Consider the following 23,351-nt stretch of genomic DNA (forward strand, 5'->3'; position numbering starts at 1 on the left):
GCATAATGAAAGCAAGCAAATTAAAAAGGATTTACTCTGTACTAAACAGAGTAAATCCTTTTTAGTTTGAAATTTTACGGAAATAGGCATCTATAAATGGAACTAGATAGTCTATCACAGCTTCATCGGGACTGAGCTTCGGATGATGCAGTCCATATGATGAGTTAACTCCAGCCCAAAATAGCAGGCCTGGTATTTCTTGAAGGAAATAACCAAAGTCTTCACCAGTCATAGCCGCATCACATAAAATGGCATTCGTTGCTGAATGTACTTCCGCATAGGCTAAAAACTCGTTCGCAAGTAGCTCATCATTTTTCACCTGATAGTAGGACGAACCGTAGTCTATCTGAACAGAGCATTCAAAAGCAATTTCTGTCGCTCGACAAAACGACTCGACCTTCTCTTTAATAATCGCCATCGTATCTGCATCCATCGTACGAATAGTTCCCTCTAGCCTAGCGTGACCAGAAATAATATTTTGTACTGTTCCAGAAGTGAACTTCCCAATCGTAAGAACCGCTGGGTCCATAGGATTGATAGAACGACTTACAATCGTTTGTAATTGCAATAATAGTGTAGCTGCTGCAACAGACATATCTCTCGCCTGATGCGGAAATGCCGCATGCCCTTCCTTTCCAATTACATCAATAAATAATTCAGATGTATTAGCAAAAAGTAAACCTGGACGAGTGGCTACTGTTCCAACAGGATATTCAGGTGCTACATGAAAGGCAAATATTTTATCGGGCATTAAAGTCGTTTGTTCTTCTTTTAACCATTCTCGCATTGGAAGTGCACCTCCGGGACTTTCCTCTGCTGGTTGAAATAGAATAACTACATGATCCTTGATAGGGTTTTCTACTAGTTTCCTAAGTAAACCAAGGGCCACCGTCATATGAACGTCATGACCACAAGCATGCATTTTACCAGGATGGCTAGATTCAAATGGAAGTCCAGTCACCTCCGTAATCGGTAGACCATCTATATCCGTCCTCCAACCAATCGTTTGTGTAGGTTCTGTTCCCTCTACTTTTACGACAATCCCTGTTTTCCAAGTAATTATGGTTAGTCTATCTTGTGGAAGCGCACGAATTTGTTCCAATAAATAACTTTGTGTTTTTACTTCTTCAAAACCTAATTCAGGTATGCGATGTAAATCTCTCCGAATATCTTGTAAGGTTTTCATCAGCCACCAACTTACAACTGACGTAATTCTTGCATGATTTCCGTTTTCGATCTTGTTTGATCATCTATTTCTTTAATAACTTTTGCAGGTGCTCCTACAGCTACCGTATATGGAGGGATATCCTTAGTAACGATGGCACCCGCAGCTACAACTGCACCTTTACCAACTCTACATCCTTCAAGAACTACCACGTTCGCACCAATCATTACGTCATCTTCTATAATTACCGGAGTTGCAGAAGGTGGCTCAATTACCCCTGCTAACACTGCGCCAGCACCAATATGACAGTTTTTCCCTACAGTTGCGCGTCCACCTAGAACTGCGCCCATATCAATCATCGTACCTTCACCAATAACTGCACCAATATTAATAAGTGCGCCCATCATAATAACACTATTATCTCCAATACTAACTTGATCTCGAATAATTGCACCTGGCTCGATACGTGCGTTTATCCCCTTCAGGTCCAAAAGTGGAATAGCGGAGTTACGACTTTCATTCTCCACGACTACATCATCAATTTGATTTTTATATTCATTTAAAACGGATTCAATTTCAGACCATTCTCCAAATAATACTAGAGAATTTCCCTCCCCAAAAACTTTTGTATGTTCCCCGAAAGAAATCTGATCTATGCCGTTTCCTTTTATGTATACTTTCACTTGTGTTGATTTTTTAGCGTGTTGAATATATGAAATAATTTCATGTGCATCTAATTGTTTCATTCTCCATACCTCCTCAAATATGTATTCATTCTACAGGATTTTTTATTAAAAATCACGAATTTAAATACATTTCACGAAATATAATGTAAAATTAATATTTTCAATTAACTCTTTCCATATGTCACTTGTTTCTACCCGTTTTCTAGGCAAATCAGGTAAAAACATGCTATAATTCAATTAACAAATTTGAAGGGACGATGGGTGGACTATGATTATATAATCTTATTTCTTGCATAATATTCGCTGCTTCATGCAGAAAAAATATTTTATACGCAAACGGAAATAGGATTAGTCTGCCCATTATTCTTACAATACGTACGGTATTCTCTACATAGCACTGAATATGTAGTGTTTTTCGTATATGCTTTATGGTCAGCAACATCCTTCCGTATTATTCGGAGGGATTTTTTTATTCCTCCAAAAGGAGTTGTTTGTATGACACTATTAGGAAAACTAAATGATATAAGCATTATTTTTGGCGACGATGTAATCTTAAAGAATGTAAAAGGAGATATACAAGCAGATGTAGTTATTGGAATTGTTGGTGGAAACGGACAAGGTAAGTCTTCGTTACTCACGATTCTTTCCAATGAAGTCCTTCCTACTAGCGGAAGGGTGGAATGGATCGGAACTCCCCCTTCTATAAGCTACTTTCAGCAAGAAGATGAGCACTTTAGTGAAAAAGAAGATGAAATTGATAAGCTAGCCGCTTTAAGTAAATGGACTGTTCCAGAAGGAAGAGAATATGCACAACTGAGTGGCGGCGAAAAGATGAAAAGAAGATTATCTCGTGCATTCGCAGAGAATTCTCAAGTCTTACTTTTAGATGAACCAACAAATCATTTGGATCAGGAGAGCTTATCCTACTTAAGGAAACAGATTCTCACTTATAATGGCACGATCATTCTAGTTTCTCACGATCGGTACTTCTTAGATGAGGTAGCGGATTATATTTGGGAAGTTGAAAATAAAAAACTGACGGCATACGCTGGGAACTATTCGACTTATAGGGATAGAAAAGCAGAAAAAATCCTGACACAACAAAGACTTTATGATGCGCAACAATCAAAAATACAGCAAGTGGAAAGGCAAATTACCGAACTGAAAAACTGGTCATCCAAAGCACATGCGGATTCTACCAAGCATGAATTCAACAAGGAGTATTATCGAGTTAAAGCTAAAAAAATGGATGTGCAAATACGCTCCAAAAAGAAAAGGCTAGAACTGGAACTTACTAAAAACACTGTCGATAAACCTGATAAAGAAAAAGATGTGTCTTTTTCCATTGAAGGGAACAAGAAAAAAGGTAAACGCATCATCGAAGCAAAAGGTCTTAGAAAAGACTTTAAAAATAGCACCCTCTTCCAACCTACTTCTTTCACCATACAAGCTCAAGAACGCGTAGGGTTATTAGGTTCTAACGGTAGTGGAAAATCAACATTTTTTCGCATGCTATTAGGAGAAGAAAGTTATCAAGGAGATCTTTGGAAAACCGAATCTATGAATATTGGCTATTTACGCCAAACCGTGTTCGACTTACCTGAAAACCTAACACCATTTGAATTTTTTGGACCGACTGACTTTGAGATAAGAGGACTTATCCAAACACTAATGACTAACTTAGGCTTTTCAAAAGAACACTGGACACGGCCTATATCAACAATGAGTATGGGAGAGCGGGTGAAGCTGAAGCTAATGGAGTTCATGCTCGACCAAAAAGATGTCTTACTATTAGACGAACCAACAAACCATTTAGATCTCCCTTCTCGTGAACAGTTAGAAAAAACACTGTCTACTTTTCCAGGCACTATTTTACTTGTGACACATGACCGATATTTCTTAGAAAAATTAACAAATAAATTGCTGATTTTTGAAAATGAATCGATTCGAAAGGTAGAAATGAACTATAACGAATGGGTGCGTAGAAACAATGAGTCTTCACTTGAAAAACAACTCTTAACACTAGAAACGGAACGGCAGGCAGTTCTCGGCAAACTCAGTTTCCTAAAAAATAATGACCCTAAGTATAGTGAACTCGATGTACAATTCAATGAACTAACTAAGAAAATAAACGACTTAAAAAAGAAATAATATAGAAGGCAGCTCCTATCTTTAAGTTACTTTTATTGTATTTGTCGTTTCAAATCACATCTTATCAATTTCCCAGGAAATATGATTATATATGTCCCTCTATTTACATTCATGGACTATCAACATATAATAATATAAAATCCGATAAGAAAAGTAGGTTTTAAAATGAAAACAATTCCTAAACCACTTGTAATGCTCAACCAATGGACTATTGTTTTATCTGTAATCATTGCTCTTCTAACTCAATCTGCATGGATATTACTTATTCCGTTAGTTGCAAATTTATCCAGTCTATTAACAGGTTTCCATCCAATTCTAGTTGTAGCCAAAAGGTGGTTCTTGTCTAAACCTGCCTCTCAATATATTCAAGAAGATTATGCACAACTAAGATTTAATCAGTGGCTGGCAGTTGGTTTCTTGTTAGTAGCTACAATTAGCTTCTTTCTAAACTGGTCGTTATTATTTAATATCGCAACTATTATGGTTGGCCTTGCCGCTTCCATTGCAATAGCAGGATTTTGTATTGGTTGTTTCATCCGATTCCAGTTTCAACAGTGGAACTATCGTAGAAAGAAATCGATAGCTTAACCAGAAGGACAGAAACGCCTAGGTCAGCACCGGAGCTAAACAGACGCTGGCTTCGCTATTAAGAAAAACAGCCTTTCCATCGAAAATGGAAAGGCTGTTTATTTGTCTTCCAATCCGAACATTTTTAATATGTTAAATACCTCCACTAACACTAATGATATCTAAAATCATATTTTTCCTTTGGGACATTTAAAGTATGATTATTGATAATTACTGTATCATTATCCACCCAAGAAATTTCTGCATCTTCTTCTCTATAATTCCAATATATATTTTTGGTTTTCCCATTTTTTTCATTGAAAACGAGTTCTCCACGAACTGCATAGGAAGTAGTAGCTCCGCCGTTTGTAACATAGGCTTTTAACGTGAATTTCCCATCTGGTGATGACTCCTCCACTAAAAATTCTCCTTTCGGTAGACTTTCCATACTAACAAAAAACGTATAAAGGAAGATTCCTAATAGAACTAGAATCAACGTAATAGGTATACTTGTTACGAGGAGAATTACTTTTACTTTTCTGTTCATCCTTCTCTCCTTTTCCCATAATAATTAGTTCTTACAATTGAAATAATAACTAGTAAAATTGCTCCAATGAAAGCTAGAGTAATAACATTATCTATTCCATATTTGTTTCTAGCGTATTCTCCATCTCTTGTAGCTTGAATATATGTTCCATCGTCCTCCTGTATAGCAATGGCTTCCTCCGTATTTATCCCTTGGATGCTATAATACTTCGTCCCTTTTGGATAGACATTGGAGAAATTCCCAGAATAGGTTCCTTCCCTATCTGAATACTTCGTTACATGACCAATTTCTCTATCTACCTCTTCGACTTTTACATCGGTGATAACATATACGTAGTCATCCCACACAACAAATGCATACGCCCAACTTGCCGAAGACTTATTTGGAAATAAAATTGATATAGAAAGAATAAAGACAATAACAATTCGAAGAATTATTTTACTATTCAAGTAATAACCCCCTCTTCACATTGGACGTATTTGTTAAATTTCTGTTCCATCACTCAAATAAAAAAGCTGATCCAAAGTAGAAAACTACGTTGGATCAGCTTTTTTCACTATTATTCTCCTAAATCTACATTATGGTAGACTTGTTGAACATCTTCTAAATCTTCAATAGCATCAATCATTTTTTCAAATTGCGCTTGAGCGTCTGCATCTAATGCAATATCGTTTTGAGCAAGCATCGTTAGTTCTGCAACTGTAAAGTCTGTAACTCCTGAAGCTCTGAGTGCTTCCTGAACAGCATGGAATTGATCAGGATCCGCATAAACGATTACTGTATCTTCCTCTTCTAAAATATCGCGTGCGTCAACGTCCGCTTCCATCAAAATTTCCAGAACGTCATCAGCCGTTTTTCCTTCTAAACCAATAACGGCTGTTGCATCAAACATATAAGCAACTGAACCACTGACACCCATATTACCACCATTTTTACCAAATGCAGCACGTACATCGGATGCTGTGCGGTTTACGTTATTTGTAAGTGCATCAACGATTACCATTGAACCACTTGGTCCAAAACCTTCATAACGAAGCTCATCGAAACTTTCTTCGGATCCACCTTTTGCTTTTTCAATCGCTTTATCAATAATATGCTTAGGCACACTGTATGTTTTTGCACGTTCCAATACTACTTTAAGCGCTTGGTTAGATGTAGGATCAGGCTCACCTTGTCTTGCAGCAACATATATTTCACGACCAAATTTCGCATAAATACGACTAGTATTAGCGTCTTTGGAAGCTTTCTTTTCCTTAATATTATTCCACTTACGACCCATAAGTCCCACTCTCTTTCGCTAAGCTAAGTTTTATACTGTAACATTATACATGAAACCCTTATAAACTAGCAAAATAAATACATTAACTTCCATTAATATACTATTGATTTGGATATAATTCTTGTATAAATGCTATGGCATTTCTAATCATTTCCTTCAAAACATCTTCATTTATATCTTCGACTTTATTTATATACACGCATGATTTTCCCGCTGTATACTTTCCCAGTCGTTTAAGTGTTTCATCTCGCGTCGTCTCTCCCGATGCAATATACAAACTGTGCTTTGCTTTTCTCGGCGAGAAGCCCACTAAAGGAGCATCCCCTTCGTGACCTGAAGCGTATTTATAATGATAAGTTCCAAAACCTATAATGCTCGGCCCCCACATTTTAGCCTCATAGCCTGAAGTCTGTTCAAAAATTTTTAAAAGCTTGTAAGCATCTTCTCGTTTTTTCGGATGATCGACAGCCTCTATAAATTCAATTACATCAGCATCTGTTTCTTTCATCTTAGCTTCGTATTTAGCCATTTTTTCTATCCCCAATCTATAACTACTTTTTATAATAAGCCCGTGATACGAGGAGTCCAACCACGCCTAGAACTAAAAATAATAATGCCTTAATAGCTACAGAGACAAATGAAATATCGAATAATATAATTTTTGCTAACGTTACAAATAAAATACTGACACCGACGTATTTACCTTGAGGCAACGAAATACGATTAAAGACCATAAATAAAATAGCGGTGATAATCCACAACGAACTAGTAACGACCCGTTCCATATTGCTTCCACTATCCCCAGAAACTAAGACAGCAATCATGTGCAAGTAATATAGAAGCATAATTGCAACAAAAGATACGCCGATATTTAAAATAGTTTTATCTTTAAATAGCCTTGTTAACAAATAGATTCCATACCCAGTACCTATTAAAAACACTGTCCAGTGTAGCATTTCCCAGGATACCCAGCCCGTAATAGAAAAAGATAGAACTTTGTAGAAAGCCACGATATAACTAATACTCAAAAGAATAAGGTGTAATATATGTTTGAACTTTTTATAGATGAAAAAGTAGATGAAGATAAATCCAATAATTCCTTCAAATAATAAATTGTCTATTTGAAGTTGCATTATATTTAGCAAAGTAACAGATGCATTTGCGATAAAAATAGGTGCTCGAACAGAGTCCTCACGATATACATAATAACAAACCCCATAGATGAGAGTAATAATGGTCATTAAAACCGTTGCTTCGTTATCTGTGAATATTATACGAATCCATATAGCAGTTATAAGCATAATGGAAAATAGAGTGTATGCTTGTTCTTTTAGCATCTGATTTGTTTTCAAAAGAATAGCCAATAATACACCATGTTGTACGAATATAGGAAGCATTGCGATCCATTTATATCCATCAGGTACGTTTGTAAAAATAAAGAATATTAATATTGCTACCTGTAAGAAAACGATCGAAATAAAATATAATACCTTGTAGGAATATTTTAAGGCAATCCATAAAAATACCGTAAAAAGAACTGTTTCATATACAGAAAATAAAGGGATATTCGGTGAAGTACTCTTTATCAAAAATGGAACAAATACGCCCCCTACTATAGCAACAATACCGATCCCTTGCGAGCGGTATTTAAAAGTAAGAAATACCCCTAATATTATCCACATAAGATTGAGAATAAAAGCTATGGTTGGTCCAGATATATCATATAGTTGATGCATTGCAAAAGTGGTCAACATTAGGATCGGAATAGACCCACCAAGAAGCATATGCCCTAAATTCTTGCGACCTTTATTAATTTGCCATATACCTAACACGATTAATGCAAAACCAACAATGTACCCAATAATTACTTTTACGATTGGTTGTAAAAAGCCATAATCCGACACTGCTTTGAATCCCCAAATTACTCCCATTATAAATACGATAATAAATAAAGGGGGAAGTATTTTCTGAAAGATTAACACATCCCATTCCACAGGTTCCTTCGCTTGTTCTTGTTGTTGAATGACAGGTCGATGAGGTGGTGAGGTAGATGGTTTAATATGTATTTGGTCTTCTAAAAATAGAATCCGTTTCTCTAACTCCTCTATTCTCTTTTCAAGAAGTTCGCTCTTCTCCATTCAATCCCTCCTTTTTGAATAATATGTTCTACTCATACTATTAGACAAACATTCAAAATATCCTTTAAACAAAAACCCACTCTTCCATACCTCTTCTTTGTCTTCTTTCATATATAATATAAAATAACTTAATCTTTATAGGATGGTGAGAAAAAATGAGAGATCGTGGAGCAACTATCATTATTGAAAACGGACGAGTAGCACTCATTAAGCGCACGAAACCTCATATGACTTATTATGTATTTCCTGGTGGGGGATTAGAAAAAGGCGAAACTCCAGAGCAAGCAGCGATCCGGGAAACATTTGAAGAAATTGGGGTACATGTAAGAATCCAGCGCCCCTTTAAAGTTATTGAACAAAGCGGCACTCAACATTTTTTCCTAGCAGATATAATTGGAGGGAAATTTGGACCAGGTATTGGAGAAGAATATACGGATCCTTCTCCTCATAGGGGTGGCTATGAACCAATATGGTTGGACGTTAAAGAGCTTTCCTCTTTAGATGTTCGTCCTAAAGAAATTATCGAGCTAATTACAGAAGAATAGGCAGTCCCATAAAAGCACAAAATGACAGGATTGCCTCTATGTATTCCACTAAGATACATATAAGGAGTGAAGTCAATGGGGTGGGTAGAGTCGATTCAACAGGCAATAAGCTATATAGAGGATCATTTACTAGAGGGTTTATCTATGGAACAAATTGCTAAGGAAGCTAATTCTTCTGCTTTTCATTTTCAACGAACGTTTTCAATCTTAACGGATATGTCCCTAGGAGACTATATTCGAAGAAGACGACTAACTTTAGCTGCACAAGAACTGCTGAATACGGACAATAAAATAATTGACGTCTCCTACAAATACGGCTACGACACTCCTGAATCATTCACAAAAGCGTTCCGTAAACAACACGGAATTACGCCTAGTGAAGCAAGAAAAAATATAGGGAAAATAAATTCCTATAACCGCTTGATCATTCAGGTAAATTTAAAGGGGGCAGAACCAATGAAGTATAAAATTGTCGAAAAAGAAAGCTTTCAAGCTGTTGGAGTGAAAAGAATATACAACTGTAAGAATGGAGAAAATACACAGGGTATTCCTTTGTTTTGGAATGATGTACATGCAGATGGAACAAATGATTTATTATTTCAATTAAACAACGGAGACATTGAGGGTGTACTCGGTGTTTGTGTTGCAGACGCAGCTTATCGAGAGAATAGCTTAATTGATTATTGGATTGCAACAGATTATGTAGGTGAAGTACCGGAAAACTTATCAGCTATTACAATCCCTGCTTCTAAATGGGTTGTATTTGAGGTGCACGGTCCGATGCCAGATGCTATGCAAAATACCTGGAAACAAATATATGCGGAGTGGTTCCCCTCTAATCCATATGAACCCGCAGGGACACCGGAGCTAGAAGTGTATTCCGATGATGATCCTTCCAGCGAAAATTGCTATTCAGAAATTTGGATACCGATTAAATAATAGGAACGATCTGCAGAGCACAAGTACTACTAGGTGAGTCATGTAGCAGTATACTATTTTCAATATAAAACCCAAAAAGCCTCATCCTAAATTAGGGTGAGACTCAAGACTGTAGACAACCTCATTTTTAGGTGTATAGAGTTGAATATTAAATACTCGGCAAGGCCCACCACTACGCTTTCCGTGGGCTTAGCTTCAGCCTCCTCGTCACTACGTTCCTGCGGGGTCTTCAGCTCAAGCTATTCCCACTGGAGTCTTCGTGGTGGACCTTGCCTTATAAACAGTTCCAATAGAGTAATCAATATCTTACTTTTAATAAGATGAATAAACATCCTTAGGAACATTCATTATTCATAACCGTTTATAAAAATACCTTTGTCGTCAAACTGAAGCCTCATCCTAAATTAGGACGAGGCTTTAAGTTTATTGAAATAATTCTGGATACACTGTTTTAGCAATCAATTCCACTGCTTCACCAATACGAGGCCCTGGTCGAGAAATAACGTCACCATCTACTAAAAAGACTGAATCGTTTTGTACGGCTTGTATTTTGTCCCACCCTGCACGAGATTTAATCTCTCCAGGTGCATCATCTAAATAATTTGCAGTTGTTAAAATAATTTCTGGGTTTTTGACCGTAACATCTTCCTCTGACACACTGATCCAACCTTCTTGATCGCTAAATACATTGTCGACCGATGCTGCTGCTAAAATTTCTTGTTGGAATGTTTTACTACCAGTTGTATAAATATCTGGAGATGGGCTAATTTCATAATATACCTTTTTTAATGGAGTAGCAGATTTTACTCTTTCTTGAACTCCTTGAATAGTATCCTGAATAGAAGAAATAACTTCTTGCCCTTTTTCTTCAATGCCCATTACAGTAGCCAATTGCTCGATATCTCCGTATACATCTTCAAAAGAAGTTGCAGACTCAATTACAAAGACTTTTAATCCGGTATCTTCCAGAAGTTGCAATGCTTCTTCTTGGCCAATTGTATACGCTATTACTACATCTGGGTTCAATTCTGTAATTCTTTCCGCATTAAATGCAACTGAATCAGATACTCGCTCTATTTCGAGTGCTTCTGCAGGATATGTATCATAATCTGTTGCTCCTACAATTTTATCGCCTACACCTAAAGCAAAAAGAATCTCTGTATTGCTCGGTTGAAGAGAAACAATCGTTTCGGGTACTTCTTCGAATGTAATTTCATTTCCTACATCATCAGTTACTGTGTATTCTTTTACTTCTTCTACTACTTCCTCTTGTTTTTCCACAGTTGTCTTCTCTTCCGCAGAACACCCTACAAGCAAGAATGAAAATAGCAGCACCGACAACCAATTAAATAAATAATTTTTCTTCATAGTATTATTCCTCCAGTTGTTTCTTTTTTCTCATTGGATATGATTTACTGACAAATTGAATTTCTTCCACTCCATGATGTTTGTTCACATAAACTGCCATCGCAAACAACACATTTGCTAATAACTGTGCATAGTCAAACAAAATCTCAGGAATTTCTCTTTCTAACGAAACTTTATGAAGAGCTCTAACTGACTTTTTTGCTTCACTTCTACAAACATGTAATTCACAAGCTGCAGTCGTACCCTGTGGTAGTACAAATATATTTACTCTACCTTTTACTTCCTCTACATAGAAATCGTACATATCACTTAGAACTTGTAAATCGTCTTCTGTAATGGCTATCTTCCCTCGAACAGACCCGTTTAAATGGTAAGCCATTGGTGCCAAATACATCAAATCCTCGTAAATCTTTGGTATATCCTTTGTTAAAGAAGCTGCTAGTCCAATACGAGTAGTCAACGAATCTGTACGGATTTCAAAATCTACAGCAGAAGGTGTTTCACGCATAAACGGATAGCAAATATAGCGAATATCTTTTTTCATTACTTCTCCTCCTTTCCTTTTATTGGTGAATTTTCAAGCATATAGTACTTTTTTAGTTAACAGCACAAAAAAAACGCCACCCAAACAAGGGCGGCGTGATACCTATTTAACGATAAAAAAACAGAAAAATAGAAACGTGCCGTACAATCCCTTAACTTCCGAAGAGTATCTATACGTTCAAGAAAAGGCTGGTCTCCTGGCTTATGCATCAATTTACTCTAAGAACCTTCCCATTGACTAGTCAACAGTGGTATTTTTCTTATTTCATCAGCATTTACAGTTGCGGAAACAGCTTCGGATTTTAACCGAATTCCCAAATTAAGCTAACAAGTTAGCACCTTTTCCCTGCGAAAATTATTCACTTACAATTAGTTTACCATAGCCATCTCCCTAGCATGCACAATAATTTTCACGCATGTAAATTCACCGCTTTTGTGCTAATGTCAGTATATGAAAAAACTTATCCCGTTTTTAATATTACTTGTTATTGTATTTTTGGCATCAGGGCAGCCAGCTGAACAGCAATCTATGCAGGATGTCTTAAAAGCATGGCTTCCTAACAAACCATTAGAATCTTTTCTTCGTATTTTTCAAGTTCCATACTGGGGCATTCTCGTTTCTGTGGAAGAGCGTGGCTACTATGCTTTTGTAGAATTTTTGATAAGAAAAGGTACCCATTTTGTTTATTTTGGAATCATTGCTTTAGCCATTTATATTGCGTTACCTCCATTTAAGTATCGTAAAATTACAACAGTTGTGATCACTATGCTTCTTGCTGTTGCCGATGAATTTCGACAATCGTTTACAAGTGGTCGTACAGCTTCTCTTCAAGATGTCTTGTTGGATACAACTGGGGCTATTACTGCGCTATTATTAATGTCATTTTTTCAATGGTTTCAACAAAAAAAAGTTGACTGATAACGAGTCAACTTTTTTCACTTATAAGTACAGTGTTGTCTTCAGGTAATGGATATTTCAAAGCATTTTTCTTCATTTTTTGCTGTGCAGCCTCTATTAAATCAATTCCGAGCACATCAGCAAATTGCAAAAGATAAATAAATACATCTGCCGCTTCGTCAGCAATTGCCTGCTTGTCTTTTTTTATCGCATCCTCTGCAGTAACCCATTGGAAATGCTCTAATAACTCACTTGCTTCTAATGATACTGAAATAGCAAGACTACGAGCATCGTGGTTTCCTCCCCAACCTCGATCGTCCCGGAATCTCTTTATCTCTTCTGTTAACTCTTTCATTTTATTCTCCTATTCTTGCTGTGAATGTGTATTTGTTTTGACTTCTTGCTTCCTCTAATAGATGCATTTCTGATTGTATTAAAGCTTTATATTTGATAGGTAAATGGTCGGCAGCTTCTATTAATTCTTTATAATCTGTTAATGTATATTCTATTTCCCATTTGCCATCTTGAAGATGAGTAGAGTCGATAATTTTTTCCGTTGTAATTTCGAAACCAGCTTTTTCCGCAATTTGTTGAATGTCCTTAGGTGTAAATAACGTTCGAACATTAACTAAACTGTTTTCTACAAAGCACTCATATTGAGCTTGGATGAGTACTGACAAGAAGTGTGGAAGCTGCTCATTAGTCTGAACTCTCGTGTCCCACTCGGCAAAGCATAATACGTTTGTCCATTTTTTGATTTTCTTTAACATACCCAGGAATTCTTCGGGTGATTTTAAGTACCAAGAACAATGAGACAGCACAATATAAATCAAAAGATTTTTCAGGGAAATCCACTTCTGCTTGAAGGATATCCAATTCAAAATTTACCTTAATCCGATTTCCTAGGGGCGAGTTCTTCAAGAAGGCCATTGAATTACCTAAAGTAACTGGGCTGCCATAGTCCGGTGAAGCTATATCGATTCCATGAACAAATCCTGTCTCTCCAACTGTATAAGCCAAAACTGCTGTCGTATCTCCTTGTCCACAGCCAATTTCTAGCACTTTGCTACCTTCTTTAATATTCCAAAAGTCTACTAGCTTTAGTCGATGCTCTGTCTGCACCTTCTGAATGGTCGAATCAAATTCGTTTATTGGCATACATTTTACAATTTCTTCGATGATGTGAGAATTAATTTCGTTTCCTCCTTCCACTCAATTCAATATTAGTGACATATGATGTTCACCGTAATAAGTATCCCCAACCTTTAATGCCATGTCTTCTGTCCCAAATACTTTAAATCCTAGTTGAAGATACAGATTCTTTGCCGCCTCATTACTTGTTACTACGGAGAGGTTTATCTTTTCAATTTCGCGACTCTCTCTAGCTTGTTCAATTGCCAATCTCATTAGTGCTTTGCCTGTCCCTTGCCCCCTGCCGATTGGACTGACATACATAGCGAAAATATTTGCACGATGTTTCATTTTTAAGTTACTCTCCTGTGCAAGAGTGACCATTCCTACTAATTTAGATTGATCAAACGCCCCAAATGTATAATTTCCCTTTACGCTTAAATTCCCCTTTACTCGTTCAATTGGATTGTCTCGCTGCATTGCCTCTTCATAGCTCGCACCAAAGGCTTCTGGGCTTGTTTTCAATGCTTCTAATCTTAACTCCCAATAAGCACTCGCGTCTTCTGCTACTAGTTGTCTTAACTCCATTCTCATACCTCCAAGAAATATCTATCATTATATAATTCATGCACATGTATAAGCTCTTTACAGGAGAAGGCCCCCTTCATAATTCACTTCCCTACGTAATTATGTTCAAAATATGTACTAGATTCCGAAATATCGACAAAACATGACATATAACACTATTGCTAATATAATGTCTCCTGTAAATTAGCACTAATAAGATTGCACAAAAAGGAGTTCTACATTATGAAGAAAAAAGTTGCTTGGATTACTGATACTGCCGCTTTATTAGACTCAACTTTCATTGAAAAACATAATATATATGTCCTTCCCTTAAATATCGTATTTGAAGATGGTGCTTTTAAAGAAACAATTGATATGACTCACGACGAATTTTATGACAAGTTACGCACAGCAAAAATTCATCCAAAAACTTCTCAACCTCCAATTGGAGAGATGGTGCAATTATATGAAGATTTAAAAGCAAAAGGATACGACTGTGCCGTTGCAGTGCACACATCCAGTGAATTATCAGGAACCTATAATAGCTCACAAACTGCTTCTAAAATAGCAAATTTTAAAGTGTATTCGATTGACTCTAAAATAGGATCTTATCCAATGGTCAAAATGTTAGAAGTCGGCAAGCATATGCTAGAAGCAAATCATGACATAGAGGAAGTAGTTACTCATATTGAGAATATGACAAATAACTCCGAGTTATCCTTTATTCCATCTAGTTTGACGCAACTTCATAAAAGCGGTCGTGTTTCAGGTACCCAAGCTTTTCTGAGCAATCTTCTAAATATAAAAGTCGTCATTTCTTTCGATAACGGCAAAGTCGTAATGAAAGAAAAGGTTCGTGCAGATAAGCGAGCTAAGAAATATGTAATGAACTTACTTCGTAAAGACATGAAAATATCCAATGTTCCAGAGGTTGCGGTTATTAACTGCAATAATACGACCGATGCTAGAACTTGGAAAGAAGAATTGCTACAGGAATTCCCTAAACTAAAAGTGATCGTTCTTCCCCTTAGCGCTTGTGTAGGAGTACATGCTGGGGAAGGAACAACAGGACTTAGCTGGGTTAGATATTAATGAGTTTGTGCTACTGCACAAACTCTTTTTTTAATAAGGAACAAATTGCCTCATCACAAAAGTGTCCTTTTTCAAACGCAGATTTTCGAAAAGTACCTTCATAGACAAAACCAGCTTTTTCTAGCGTTTTTTTAGATGCTATATTATCAGGAGCAAAGAGGGCTTCAATACGATTTAAATCCATTAACTCGAAACCGTAACGTAAAATGGGCTGTAACACCTCTATCATAATGCCTTTACGCCAAAACTCTGGTGCCACTTCAAAACCAATCTCTGCTTTAAAGTGTTTCTTTTCCCAATTATGATATCCACAACTACCGATAATCTTATTCTCTTCCTTCGTAGCAATCCCCCAGCGAATCCCCTCTTTTTTTAAATATTTCTTTTGCCAATTTCCTATTAATACCTTTGCTTCTTTAACGTCTTCAAATGTGTCCAAATCATAATACTTCGTAACCTCATCTTTTGAAAAATAATAGAAAACCTCTTTTGCATCACTAATTTCAATGGGGCGTAATATAAATCGTTCTGTTTCTAATGTTGGAAATCTTTTTTTATGATTATCATGGATAAGTAAAGCTACAAATTGGGCAATTGCTATTACACCAGCTAACGTACTGAAAATAATACTGACCCAGACATAATTGGCAATTTCTCCATTCCCAATTGGCCCCACCTTTGGCTGATACATTGAATATATTCCCCATGCATTTCCAACTATAATAGCGATTCCTGCAAACAATAACATCCATTTTGCCATTATACGACCTCCATAGAGTTTCATTCGTTATATATAGCCGAAAATCCTTTTAGTATGACAATATTTAATATTTCACCCTTTCCTAGCCTCTTTTAATTTCTCTATAAATGCTGAAACACTCATTTCTCCCAATACACCTACTTTATGTTGTCGAACAGAAACTTCGCCATTTTCCATTTCATGATCCCCAATAATGAGCATATACGGATGTTTTTGCATTGCAGCTTCACGAATTTTCAATCCGATTTTCTCTACCCGGTTGTCTATCTCTACTCGATACCCATCTTGCTCAAGTTGCCACTTTACGTTCTCTGCATACTCTTTATGTGCATCGGCAATTGGTAATATTTTAACTTGAACCGGAGATAACCACAGCGGAAAGCTACCTTGATAGTGCTCCAATAGAATAGCCATGAATCGCTCAATAGAACCGTAAATTGCACGATGAATCATAATGGGTTGTCGCAATAGATTGTGTTCGTCGACGTACTTACAGTCAAACTTTTCAGGCATTTGAAAGTCTAGTTGAACAGTACCGCACTGCCAGCTACGTCCCAATGCATCTAATATATGAAAATCGATTTTCGGACCATAAAATGCTCCATCCCCTTCGTTTACCTGATATTCTACCTGCTTATTCTGAAGAACTGCTTCCAACGCTTGCTCTGCTTGATCCCAAACCTCTACTGATCCCATATAATTTTCTGGTCGAGTGGATAGCTCTACTTTATAGCTAAAGCCGAACTCCGAGTAAAACTCATCCACAAGGTCTAGTACCTTCGCTATCTCACTTTCAATCTGCTCCTCCAATACAAACAGATGAGCATCATCCTGAGTGAAAGCTCTGACTCGTAATAATCCATTCAATGATCCAGAGAGTTCATGGCGGTGGACTAATCCAAGTTCTGCATATCGAACCGGAAGCTCCCTATAGCTTCTTCGTTTGCTATTGAAGATTAAAACAGCTCCAGGGCAATTCATTGGCTTAATCGCATATTTTTGGTCATCTACATCTGCAAAATACATATTTTCATGATAGTGATCCCAATGCCCTGATTTTTCCCAAAGCTCCTGTTTCATCAGAATAGGAGTTTTAATCTCTTGATATTCTGCTCGTTGATGCTTTTCTCTCCACAGGTTTTCCAGTTCGTTACGTAGTATCATCCCTTTTGGTAAATAAAACGGCATTCCTGGTGCTTCCTCCATCGACATGAACAATTCTAATTGTTGCCCTAAATTTTGATGACTTACTCTTTCTTCTGCTTTCACTTTAATTCCTCCATTTACTATTTTTCTCCTAACAAAAAAGACCACACCCATCCCAGTAAAGGGACGAGTGTGGTCGTGGTTCCACCCTAATTTGCAACACAAAAAAATCTGTTGCGCTCATACAAGATAACGGTTTCCCGATTATGGATAATTACATAAATGTGTTCCCCATAATTGCTCCAAGGTGGTAAATCATTTGCATTTCTTTAAGGGCTTTCAGTCGGTGACCCCATTCTCTGATAAGAAAGTTAAAACAATTCATATCCTTTTCTTCGCTTGAATATTAAATTTATATACAAAAAGACCACACCCATCCCAGTAAAGGGACGAGTGTGGTCGTGGTTCCACCCTAATTTGCAACATAAAAGTTCTGTTGCGCTCATGTAAGATAACGGTTTCCCGATTATGGATAATTACATAAATGTGTTCCCCATAATTGCTCCAAGGTGGTAAATCATTTGCATTTCTTTAAGGGCTTTCAGTCGGTGACCCCATTCTCTGATAAGAAGTATTTAAATGATCCATGTCCTTTTCTTCGCTTGTTACTAATTGATTTTTCTAAGTATATGCAACAAAATTCAAATAGTCAACATTACTGTTATATTTTTTTGGTAGTACTTCGCTTTGCCATTTGCTGCAGGGGATCCCAAACCCCATTAAATGGTGGGGCATATGCAAGATCAAGATCCAATAACTCGGAAAAGGTCATATGGTGATAAAGTGCAGTTGCTAATACATCAATCCTTTTATCTACGCCATTTCCTCCAATAATTTGACCCCCTAAAATTTGTTGGTCATCCTTCCTGTAAATCAATTTCATATGCATCGTTTCCTTACCTGGATAATACCCTGCAATGTCCGTGGCTTCCTGCGTATGCACGTCATAGGAAATACCGAGCTGCTCCGCTTCTTTCTCAGACAACCCAGTTTTTCCAAGAGCCAAATCAAAAAATTTCATGATGGATGTGCCAACGATTCCTTTAAATTCATTCCTTTGACCTATCATATTTAATCCAGCGATTCGCCCTTGTTTATTAGCAGTTGTTCCTAAAGGAATATAATCTTTCAGTTGTTTAATACGATGAAAATGAGTTGCACAATCTCCTGCTGCGTAGATATCGTCCAAATTCGTTTCTAAAAAATTATTTACTACAATCGCTCCATTATGGTGCAATTGAATGCCAGTCCCCTCTAAAAAATCCGTTGTAGGTTTAACCCCTGTGGCAACTAAAACTAAATCGGTAGGGTAACTTCCTTTATCTGTCCTCACATCACTTACTCTCGTATCTCCCGTGAAAGATTGAACCTCTTCATTTAATATCACTTCTACATTATGAGCCTTTGCATGTTCATGTATGAAACATGCTATATCGTGATCAAATATACCGGCAAGCTGATCTCCTCTTTGTATAATACGTACTTTTTTTCCAATACTAGCAAAGTTTTCGGCCATTTCTAGTCCAATATATCCTCCACCAATTATAGTAACTTGTTGAACATTTTCTAAATCCGCGATAATTGCCTCTGTATTTGGAATGGTTTTAATCGTATGAATCCCTAACAAATGCCCACCGTTCCAATTAGGAACAACTGGAGTAGCACCCGTCGCAATAAGCAAGCGGTCATAGCTTAAGATGAAATTATCTCTCGTTTGCAGAATATTCCCTGACACTGTTTTATTGTTAGGGTCCACATGGGTCACTTCATATCCTGTCTTTGCATCAATTCCGTATTTACTACGGAACATTTCTACACTTCGTGCTATAACGTCCGTTGAAGATACTACTTGTTTTCCTACTACATAGGGTAAACCACACTGTCCATAGGAATAAATATGTCCTTTTTCCAATGTCGTAATTCGAGCGTCAGGATCATTACGTACAATTTCCATTGCTGCACTCATCCCCGCAGCGTCTCCACCTATTATTACGTAGTGCATGAAGTTTCCTCCTTTGACTTTCCTTATTACTCTTTCTATACCCAACAATAACTTCCCTTCAAGTATTAGTGAATAGTTATGTTTGTTATACGCTTAAAATTTTTCTTTTTATTTCCTTCTAAAAGTTAAAGTTCTTCATTATCTTATTCTATGTAAAAAAGGCATGCCCTAATAGGACATGCCCAAAATAATTGTTTATACTGCTCTATTCCAGAAACGATGGGCAGCAATAGCATTTAAGAAACTATCTACAAAGCCTTTACCAGTTTCTTTAGTGAGAACACCAGCCTGACCAGTGAAGTGCAGATTATCAACTAGTTGCTCTCCACTAAATGTAGCACCAATCGGTTTAAAATGGGCATATGCTTCCTTAATGAAGTACGAAGCCTCTTTTTCAAACATGGCCGTTTTGCCATGTGAACTTGCTACATATACTGCATCAAATAATACAGAATCAGCAGTTAAGAAAGTATGGTCAACTGGTAACAGCGTGCCATCCGCTCCCGCAACAGATCCATGATGATCACTCACTATTTCAGGCATTGTTCCGCCTGCTTTTAAGTCTGCTAGAATCGCAGGTAAATCCTCTTCAAATCCTTCTCCGACTAAAACAGCAATTTTTCGTGTCTGAGGTTTCATAATAGTATTTAACTGACTAAGTGCTGGAGAAGACTTAGTATTCGTTGCAGTACTTACACCTTGCACTACTAGTCCTAGGTTTTCTGCTACCTTACTCGCTAGATCCAAATCTACTTGTGCAAACATCTCTAATACTTGCTGACGAACAGTAAGTTCCTTACATTTACCAAGTTCAAAGCTAAATGCATTAATGATATGTTCTTTTTCTGTATCGCTCATACTATTCCAGAATAATGTAGCCTGAGTGAAGTGATCTTTGAAACTCTCACTTCGCGCTCTAACTTTACGCGCATCTATTTTTTCCTCATAATGCGTGTATCCACCTTCCGCTTCGCTAACAGGTGTTGGAGTATTGTTAGCAAGAGAGTTTTTATGGTAGCTCACTCTTCCTACATTAATCGATTGTCTACCATATCCGTCACGTTGGTTGTTATGGAATGGGCAAACCGGTCTGTTTATCGGAAGCTCATGGAAATTAGGTCCTCCAAGACGTATTAATTGTGTATCTGTATATGAGAATAATCGCCCTTGAAGTAGAGGATCATTAGAGAAATCAATTCCCGGTACAACACTCCCTGGATGGAATGCTACTTGCTCGGTTTCAGCAAATACATTATCTACATTGCGATTTAATGTCATTTTCCCTAGAATTTTAACTGGGATTTCTTCCTCAGGCCATAGTTTAGTAGGGTCTAAAATATCAAAGTCATATTTAAACTCATCTTCCTCTGCGATAAGTTGTACGCCGAATTCATACTCTGGATAGTCCCCATTCTCAATCGCCTCATATAGGTCGCGACGGTGAAAGTCTGGATCTTTCCCATTTATCTTTTGCGCTTCATCCCATACAACTGAGTGGGTACCAAGCAACGGCTTCCAATGAAACTTCACAAAATGGGATTTACCCGCATCATTAACGAAACGGAATGTATTTACACCGAACCCTTCCATCATTCGGAAACTACGAGGAATGGCACGATCAGACATTGTCCACATGACCATATGTGCTGACTCCTGATTGTTGGCAACAAAATCCCAAAACGTATCATGAGCACTAGCAGCTTGTGGAATTTCATTATGGGGCTCTGGTTTTAAAGCATGTATTAGGTCTGGAAATTTAATAGCATCTTGTATGAAAAAGACAGGAATATTATTTGCTACTAAATCATAATTTCCTTCTTCCGTATAAAATTTCGTTGCAAAGCCACGAGCATCGCGTGCTAACTCTCCAGAACCACGTGATCCTGCCACAGTGGAGAACCTCACGAATACAGGAGTCTTTTTACCCGGTGTTTGCAAGAACTTCGCTTTTGTAAATTCACTTGCAGATTCATATACCTCAAACTCCCCATGAGCCGCATAACCTCTAGCATGTACTACTCTTTCTGGTATACGTTCATGATCAAAATGAGTCATTTTTTCACGAAAATGGAAGTCTTCCATTAAAGTAGGGCCTCGTTCTCCTGCTTTAAGGGAAAACTCATCCTCCGAAACTTTAAGTCCTTGATTTGTAGTCATTGCTTGTCCTTGATCGTCCACTCGAAATTCTTCTAATTGTTCATTTTTACTATTTCCAGCTACTTTCTTATCCAAACAAATTCCTCCTCTAATTATCTCTTCCCTATTGTTAATACCCAGGATGACTTTCTAAAAAACCTATAAATTCAATTACATATTTAAATCCTATTAAAGCAATATGAATTACTATTGACTTCACCTAGATGAAGTAGTAAGATTATTTCAACAACTACATACTACTTATTAAGAGAAGCGAAGGGACTGGTCCGATGATGCTTCAGCAACCGCCAAAGCTATGGTATGGTGCTACTTCCAGCAAGAAATTGAGAGATAAGTATTTATTTAACCACTTACTCTTCTCATTTTGAGATGGGTTTTTTATTTCCTCTTAATACCTACTTAACTAATCGGAATAATTTAAATTAAAGGAGATAGCAACTGTGATAAATTTATACATCAAAACAGAAAAACAGCAGCAATGGATTAATCGTTTGGAAGAATTAGAAGACAAATTTAAAAGTAAATCAGCAGATATTGACGAGAATTCTATTTTCCCAAAAGAAAATGTGGAGGATTTATTGAAACTAGGTTATGCAAGTCTAACTCTACCGGAATCGTATGGGGGCAAAGGTTTTTCTGTCTACGATATGGTTCTTTCACAGGAAATTCTTGCTAGCTTTGATGCAAATACTGCCTTATCGGTAGGGTGGAGTTTAGGTGTAGTAGGCGAACTATACGAAAAAAAATTATGGACACAGGAAAGATTAGACTTTTTCGCTACAGAAGTATTAAATGGTGCACTCATAAATCGTTCCGTCAGTGAAGCACAAACAGGTAGTCCAACACGAGGTGGCAGACCTGGTACTACCGCTATTAAAAAGGGAGATTCTTGGGTACTAAACGGATGTAAAATATTCACAACCGCTTCCCCCGTACTATCCTACTTTTTAACATCTGCTTGGATTGAAGAAGAAGAAAGAATTGGTTTTTTCCTTATACCTCGTGATACGGAGGGGCTTTCCATTGAGGAAACGTGGGATGTAGTTTCCATGCGCGGAACTAGCAGCAATGATTTAGTACTAAGCAATGTAACCGTTCATAAATCCAATTTAGTAGAGCTTCCTGAATTCGCTAGTGGCGGGAAGATCAATGGTTGGCTGCTTCATATACCTGCAACTTATCTTGGAATTGCACAGGCTGCAAGAGACTATGCAGTCCACTTTGCTAATACCCATTCACCCAATAGCTTGAATGGCTCTATTGCACAGCTACCAAACGTGCAGCAGCTACTAGGTGAAATAGATTTAGAGCTTACGAAGGCTAGACTCGTCATTTACGGAGTTGCATCCGCTTATGACAATGAATCTACAAAAGAACTTCTAACCAACGAAGTAAGCGTGGCAAAGCATATCGTTACTAATTCAGCAATCACTATTGTCGACAAAGCGATGCGATTAGTTGGTGCCAAAAGCTTACAAAGAACAAACCCCTTGCAACGTTATTACCGCGATGTTCGAGCAGGACTCCATAATCCCCCTATGGATGATATGACGATAAAAAAACTTGCACTGACTGCGTTAGAGGAAGATAACAATAAAAAATAGTGAAAT

The 23,351-nt window shown here is 37.3% G+C and carries 24 protein-coding genes, 2 riboswitches and 2 other annotated features; of the genes, 7 read left to right on the forward strand and 17 right to left on the reverse strand.

Annotated features, from left to right (window positions below; translation table 11 throughout):
• Nucleotides 1-61: 61 nt before the first annotated feature.
• Complete coding sequence (locus tag MHI40_RS17805; RefSeq protein WP_340763853.1) at nucleotides 62-1,186, reverse strand: N-acetyldiaminopimelate deacetylase; 1,125 nt, start codon at nucleotides 1,184-1,186, stop codon at nucleotides 62-64.
• Between the two features lie 11 nt (nucleotides 1,187-1,197).
• Complete coding sequence (dapD, locus tag MHI40_RS17810; protein ID WP_093537441.1) at nucleotides 1,198-1,911, reverse strand: 2,3,4,5-tetrahydropyridine-2,6-dicarboxylate N-acetyltransferase; 714 nt, start codon at nucleotides 1,909-1,911, stop codon at nucleotides 1,198-1,200.
• Between the two features lie 435 nt (nucleotides 1,912-2,346).
• Here dapD and abc-f point away from each other — a divergent pair, with 435 nt between their 5' ends.
• Nucleotides 2,347-4,002, forward strand: a complete 1,656-nt coding sequence (gene abc-f / locus MHI40_RS17815; RefSeq protein WP_340763854.1) for a ribosomal protection-like ABC-F family protein — start codon at nucleotides 2,347-2,349, stop codon at nucleotides 4,000-4,002.
• A 165-nt stretch (nucleotides 4,003-4,167) separates the two neighbouring features.
• Nucleotides 4,168-4,590: a DUF4395 domain-containing protein gene (locus MHI40_RS17820; protein WP_340763856.1), complete on the forward strand. Its 423-nt coding sequence runs from the start codon at nucleotides 4,168-4,170 to the stop codon at nucleotides 4,588-4,590.
• 151 nt (nucleotides 4,591-4,741) lie between these two features.
• Here the strand turns inward: MHI40_RS17820 and MHI40_RS17825 are convergent, their stop codons facing one another.
• The 5 genes from MHI40_RS17825 to MHI40_RS17845 all read right to left on the reverse strand — a co-directional run bounded on the left by MHI40_RS17825 (nucleotide 4,742) and on the right by MHI40_RS17845 (nucleotide 8,533).
• A complete protein-coding gene (locus MHI40_RS17825; protein WP_340763858.1) occupies nucleotides 4,742-5,116 on the reverse strand; it encodes a DUF5412 domain-containing protein in 375 nt (124 codons plus the stop codon).
• Nucleotides 5,113-5,565, reverse strand: a complete 453-nt coding sequence (locus MHI40_RS17830) for a hypothetical protein (RefSeq protein ID WP_340763860.1) — start codon at nucleotides 5,563-5,565, stop codon at nucleotides 5,113-5,115. Before MHI40_RS17830 ends, MHI40_RS17825 begins: the two co-directional genes overlap by 4 nt.
• A 110-nt stretch (nucleotides 5,566-5,675) precedes the next feature.
• Nucleotides 5,676-6,395, reverse strand: a complete 720-nt coding sequence (locus MHI40_RS17835) for a YebC/PmpR family DNA-binding transcriptional regulator (protein ID WP_093537437.1) — start codon at nucleotides 6,393-6,395, stop codon at nucleotides 5,676-5,678.
• A gap of 100 nt (nucleotides 6,396-6,495) precedes the next feature.
• Nucleotides 6,496-6,924, reverse strand: coding sequence for a DUF1801 domain-containing protein (locus MHI40_RS17840; protein WP_340763864.1), 429 nt, complete (start codon nucleotides 6,922-6,924; stop codon nucleotides 6,496-6,498).
• 22 nt (nucleotides 6,925-6,946) lie between these two features.
• Nucleotides 6,947-8,533, reverse strand: a complete 1,587-nt coding sequence (locus tag MHI40_RS17845; RefSeq protein WP_340763866.1) for a DUF2339 domain-containing protein — start codon at nucleotides 8,531-8,533, stop codon at nucleotides 6,947-6,949.
• 155 nt (nucleotides 8,534-8,688) lie between these two features.
• Between MHI40_RS17845 and MHI40_RS17850 the strand changes: the two genes are divergently transcribed.
• Together MHI40_RS17850 and MHI40_RS17855 are read left to right on the forward strand one after the other, a co-directional pair.
• On the forward strand, nucleotides 8,689-9,078 hold the full coding sequence (locus tag MHI40_RS17850) for an NUDIX hydrolase (RefSeq protein ID WP_093537434.1): 390 nt from the start codon (nucleotides 8,689-8,691) through the stop codon (nucleotides 9,076-9,078).
• A gap of 75 nt (nucleotides 9,079-9,153) precedes the next feature.
• A complete protein-coding gene (locus MHI40_RS17855; protein WP_340763868.1) occupies nucleotides 9,154-10,017 on the forward strand; it encodes an AraC family transcriptional regulator in 864 nt (287 codons plus the stop codon).
• A gap of 423 nt (nucleotides 10,018-10,440) precedes the next feature.
• Here MHI40_RS17855 and MHI40_RS17860 read toward each other — a convergent pair whose 3' ends face one another.
• Both MHI40_RS17860 and MHI40_RS17865 read right to left on the reverse strand, forming a co-directional pair.
• Nucleotides 10,441-11,385 carry an ABC transporter substrate-binding protein gene (locus MHI40_RS17860; RefSeq protein ID WP_340763870.1) on the reverse strand — a complete coding sequence of 315 codons (945 nt, stop codon included), beginning with the start codon at nucleotides 11,383-11,385 and terminating at the stop codon, nucleotides 10,441-10,443.
• 4 nt (nucleotides 11,386-11,389) lie between these two features.
• A complete protein-coding gene (locus MHI40_RS17865; protein ID WP_340763872.1) occupies nucleotides 11,390-11,929 on the reverse strand; it encodes a hypothetical protein in 540 nt (179 codons plus the stop codon).
• Between the two features lie 169 nt (nucleotides 11,930-12,098).
• A riboswitch (cobalamin riboswitch) is annotated at nucleotides 12,099-12,286 on the reverse strand.
• A 93-nt stretch (nucleotides 12,287-12,379) separates the two neighbouring features.
• Here MHI40_RS17865 and MHI40_RS17870 point away from each other — a divergent pair.
• On the forward strand, nucleotides 12,380-12,847 hold the full coding sequence (locus tag MHI40_RS17870; RefSeq protein ID WP_340763874.1) for a VanZ family protein: 468 nt from the start codon (nucleotides 12,380-12,382) through the stop codon (nucleotides 12,845-12,847).
• Between the two features lie 7 nt (nucleotides 12,848-12,854).
• Here the strand turns inward: MHI40_RS17870 and MHI40_RS17875 are convergent, their stop codons facing one another.
• Genes MHI40_RS17875 through MHI40_RS17890 form a run of 4 tightly spaced genes read right to left on the reverse strand, consistent with a single transcriptional unit; the run spans nucleotide 12,855 to nucleotide 14,545 of the window.
• On the reverse strand, nucleotides 12,855-13,181 hold the full coding sequence (locus MHI40_RS17875) for a nucleotide pyrophosphohydrolase (protein ID WP_340763876.1): 327 nt from the start codon (nucleotides 13,179-13,181) through the stop codon (nucleotides 12,855-12,857).
• A gap of 1 nt (nucleotide 13,182) precedes the next feature.
• Nucleotides 13,183-13,506: a hypothetical protein gene (locus MHI40_RS17880; RefSeq protein WP_340763879.1), complete on the reverse strand. Its 324-nt coding sequence runs from the start codon at nucleotides 13,504-13,506 to the stop codon at nucleotides 13,183-13,185.
• Nucleotides 13,507-13,525: 19 nt separating this feature from the next.
• A complete protein-coding gene (locus MHI40_RS17885) occupies nucleotides 13,526-13,984 on the reverse strand; it encodes a methyltransferase domain-containing protein (RefSeq protein ID WP_340763881.1) in 459 nt (152 codons plus the stop codon).
• A gap of 54 nt (nucleotides 13,985-14,038) precedes the next feature.
• Entirely contained in the window at nucleotides 14,039-14,545 is a 507-nt protein-coding gene (locus MHI40_RS17890; RefSeq protein ID WP_340763882.1) for a GNAT family N-acetyltransferase, read from the reverse strand.
• A gap of 222 nt (nucleotides 14,546-14,767) precedes the next feature.
• On the opposite strand from MHI40_RS17890, the gene MHI40_RS17895 reads away from it, so the two are divergent.
• A complete protein-coding gene (locus tag MHI40_RS17895) occupies nucleotides 14,768-15,616 on the forward strand; it encodes a DegV family protein (protein WP_340763883.1) in 849 nt (282 codons plus the stop codon).
• Nucleotides 15,617-15,626: 10 nt separating this feature from the next.
• On the opposite strand, the gene MHI40_RS17900 is transcribed toward MHI40_RS17895, so the two are convergent.
• From MHI40_RS17900 to MHI40_RS17915, 4 genes are all read right to left on the reverse strand, one after another.
• Nucleotides 15,627-16,376, reverse strand: a complete 750-nt coding sequence (locus MHI40_RS17900; RefSeq protein WP_340763885.1) for a GNAT family N-acetyltransferase — start codon at nucleotides 16,374-16,376, stop codon at nucleotides 15,627-15,629.
• Between the two features lie 72 nt (nucleotides 16,377-16,448).
• On the reverse strand, nucleotides 16,449-17,696 hold the full coding sequence (gene thrS / locus MHI40_RS17905; protein WP_445678332.1) for a threonine--tRNA ligase: 1,248 nt from the start codon (nucleotides 17,694-17,696) through the stop codon (nucleotides 16,449-16,451).
• 5 nt (nucleotides 17,697-17,701) lie between these two features.
• Nucleotides 17,702-17,927, reverse strand: a binding site (T-box leader).
• A 37-nt stretch (nucleotides 17,928-17,964) separates the two neighbouring features.
• Nucleotides 17,965-18,190: a binding site (T-box leader), on the reverse strand.
• Between the two features lie 53 nt (nucleotides 18,191-18,243).
• Nucleotides 18,244-19,584, reverse strand: coding sequence for an FAD-dependent oxidoreductase (locus MHI40_RS17910; protein WP_340763887.1), 1,341 nt, complete (start codon nucleotides 19,582-19,584; stop codon nucleotides 18,244-18,246).
• A gap of 195 nt (nucleotides 19,585-19,779) precedes the next feature.
• Nucleotides 19,780-21,816, reverse strand: coding sequence for a catalase (locus MHI40_RS17915; protein ID WP_340763889.1), 2,037 nt, complete (start codon nucleotides 21,814-21,816; stop codon nucleotides 19,780-19,782).
• 162 nt (nucleotides 21,817-21,978) lie between these two features.
• Nucleotides 21,979-22,078: riboswitch (SAM riboswitch) on the forward strand.
• A 103-nt stretch (nucleotides 22,079-22,181) separates the two neighbouring features.
• Here MHI40_RS17915 and MHI40_RS17920 point away from each other — a divergent pair.
• The gene (locus tag MHI40_RS17920; protein WP_340763891.1) at nucleotides 22,182-23,345 is read left to right on the forward strand and encodes an acyl-CoA dehydrogenase family protein; all 1,164 of its coding nucleotides are present in this window, start codon (nucleotides 22,182-22,184) and stop codon (nucleotides 23,343-23,345) included.
• The last annotated feature ends 6 nt before the right edge of the window (nucleotides 23,346-23,351 follow it).

This window comes from Psychrobacillus sp. FSL H8-0510 (assembly GCF_038008345.1).
Lineage (GTDB): Bacteria > Bacillota > Bacilli > Bacillales_A > Planococcaceae > Psychrobacillus > Psychrobacillus psychrotolerans.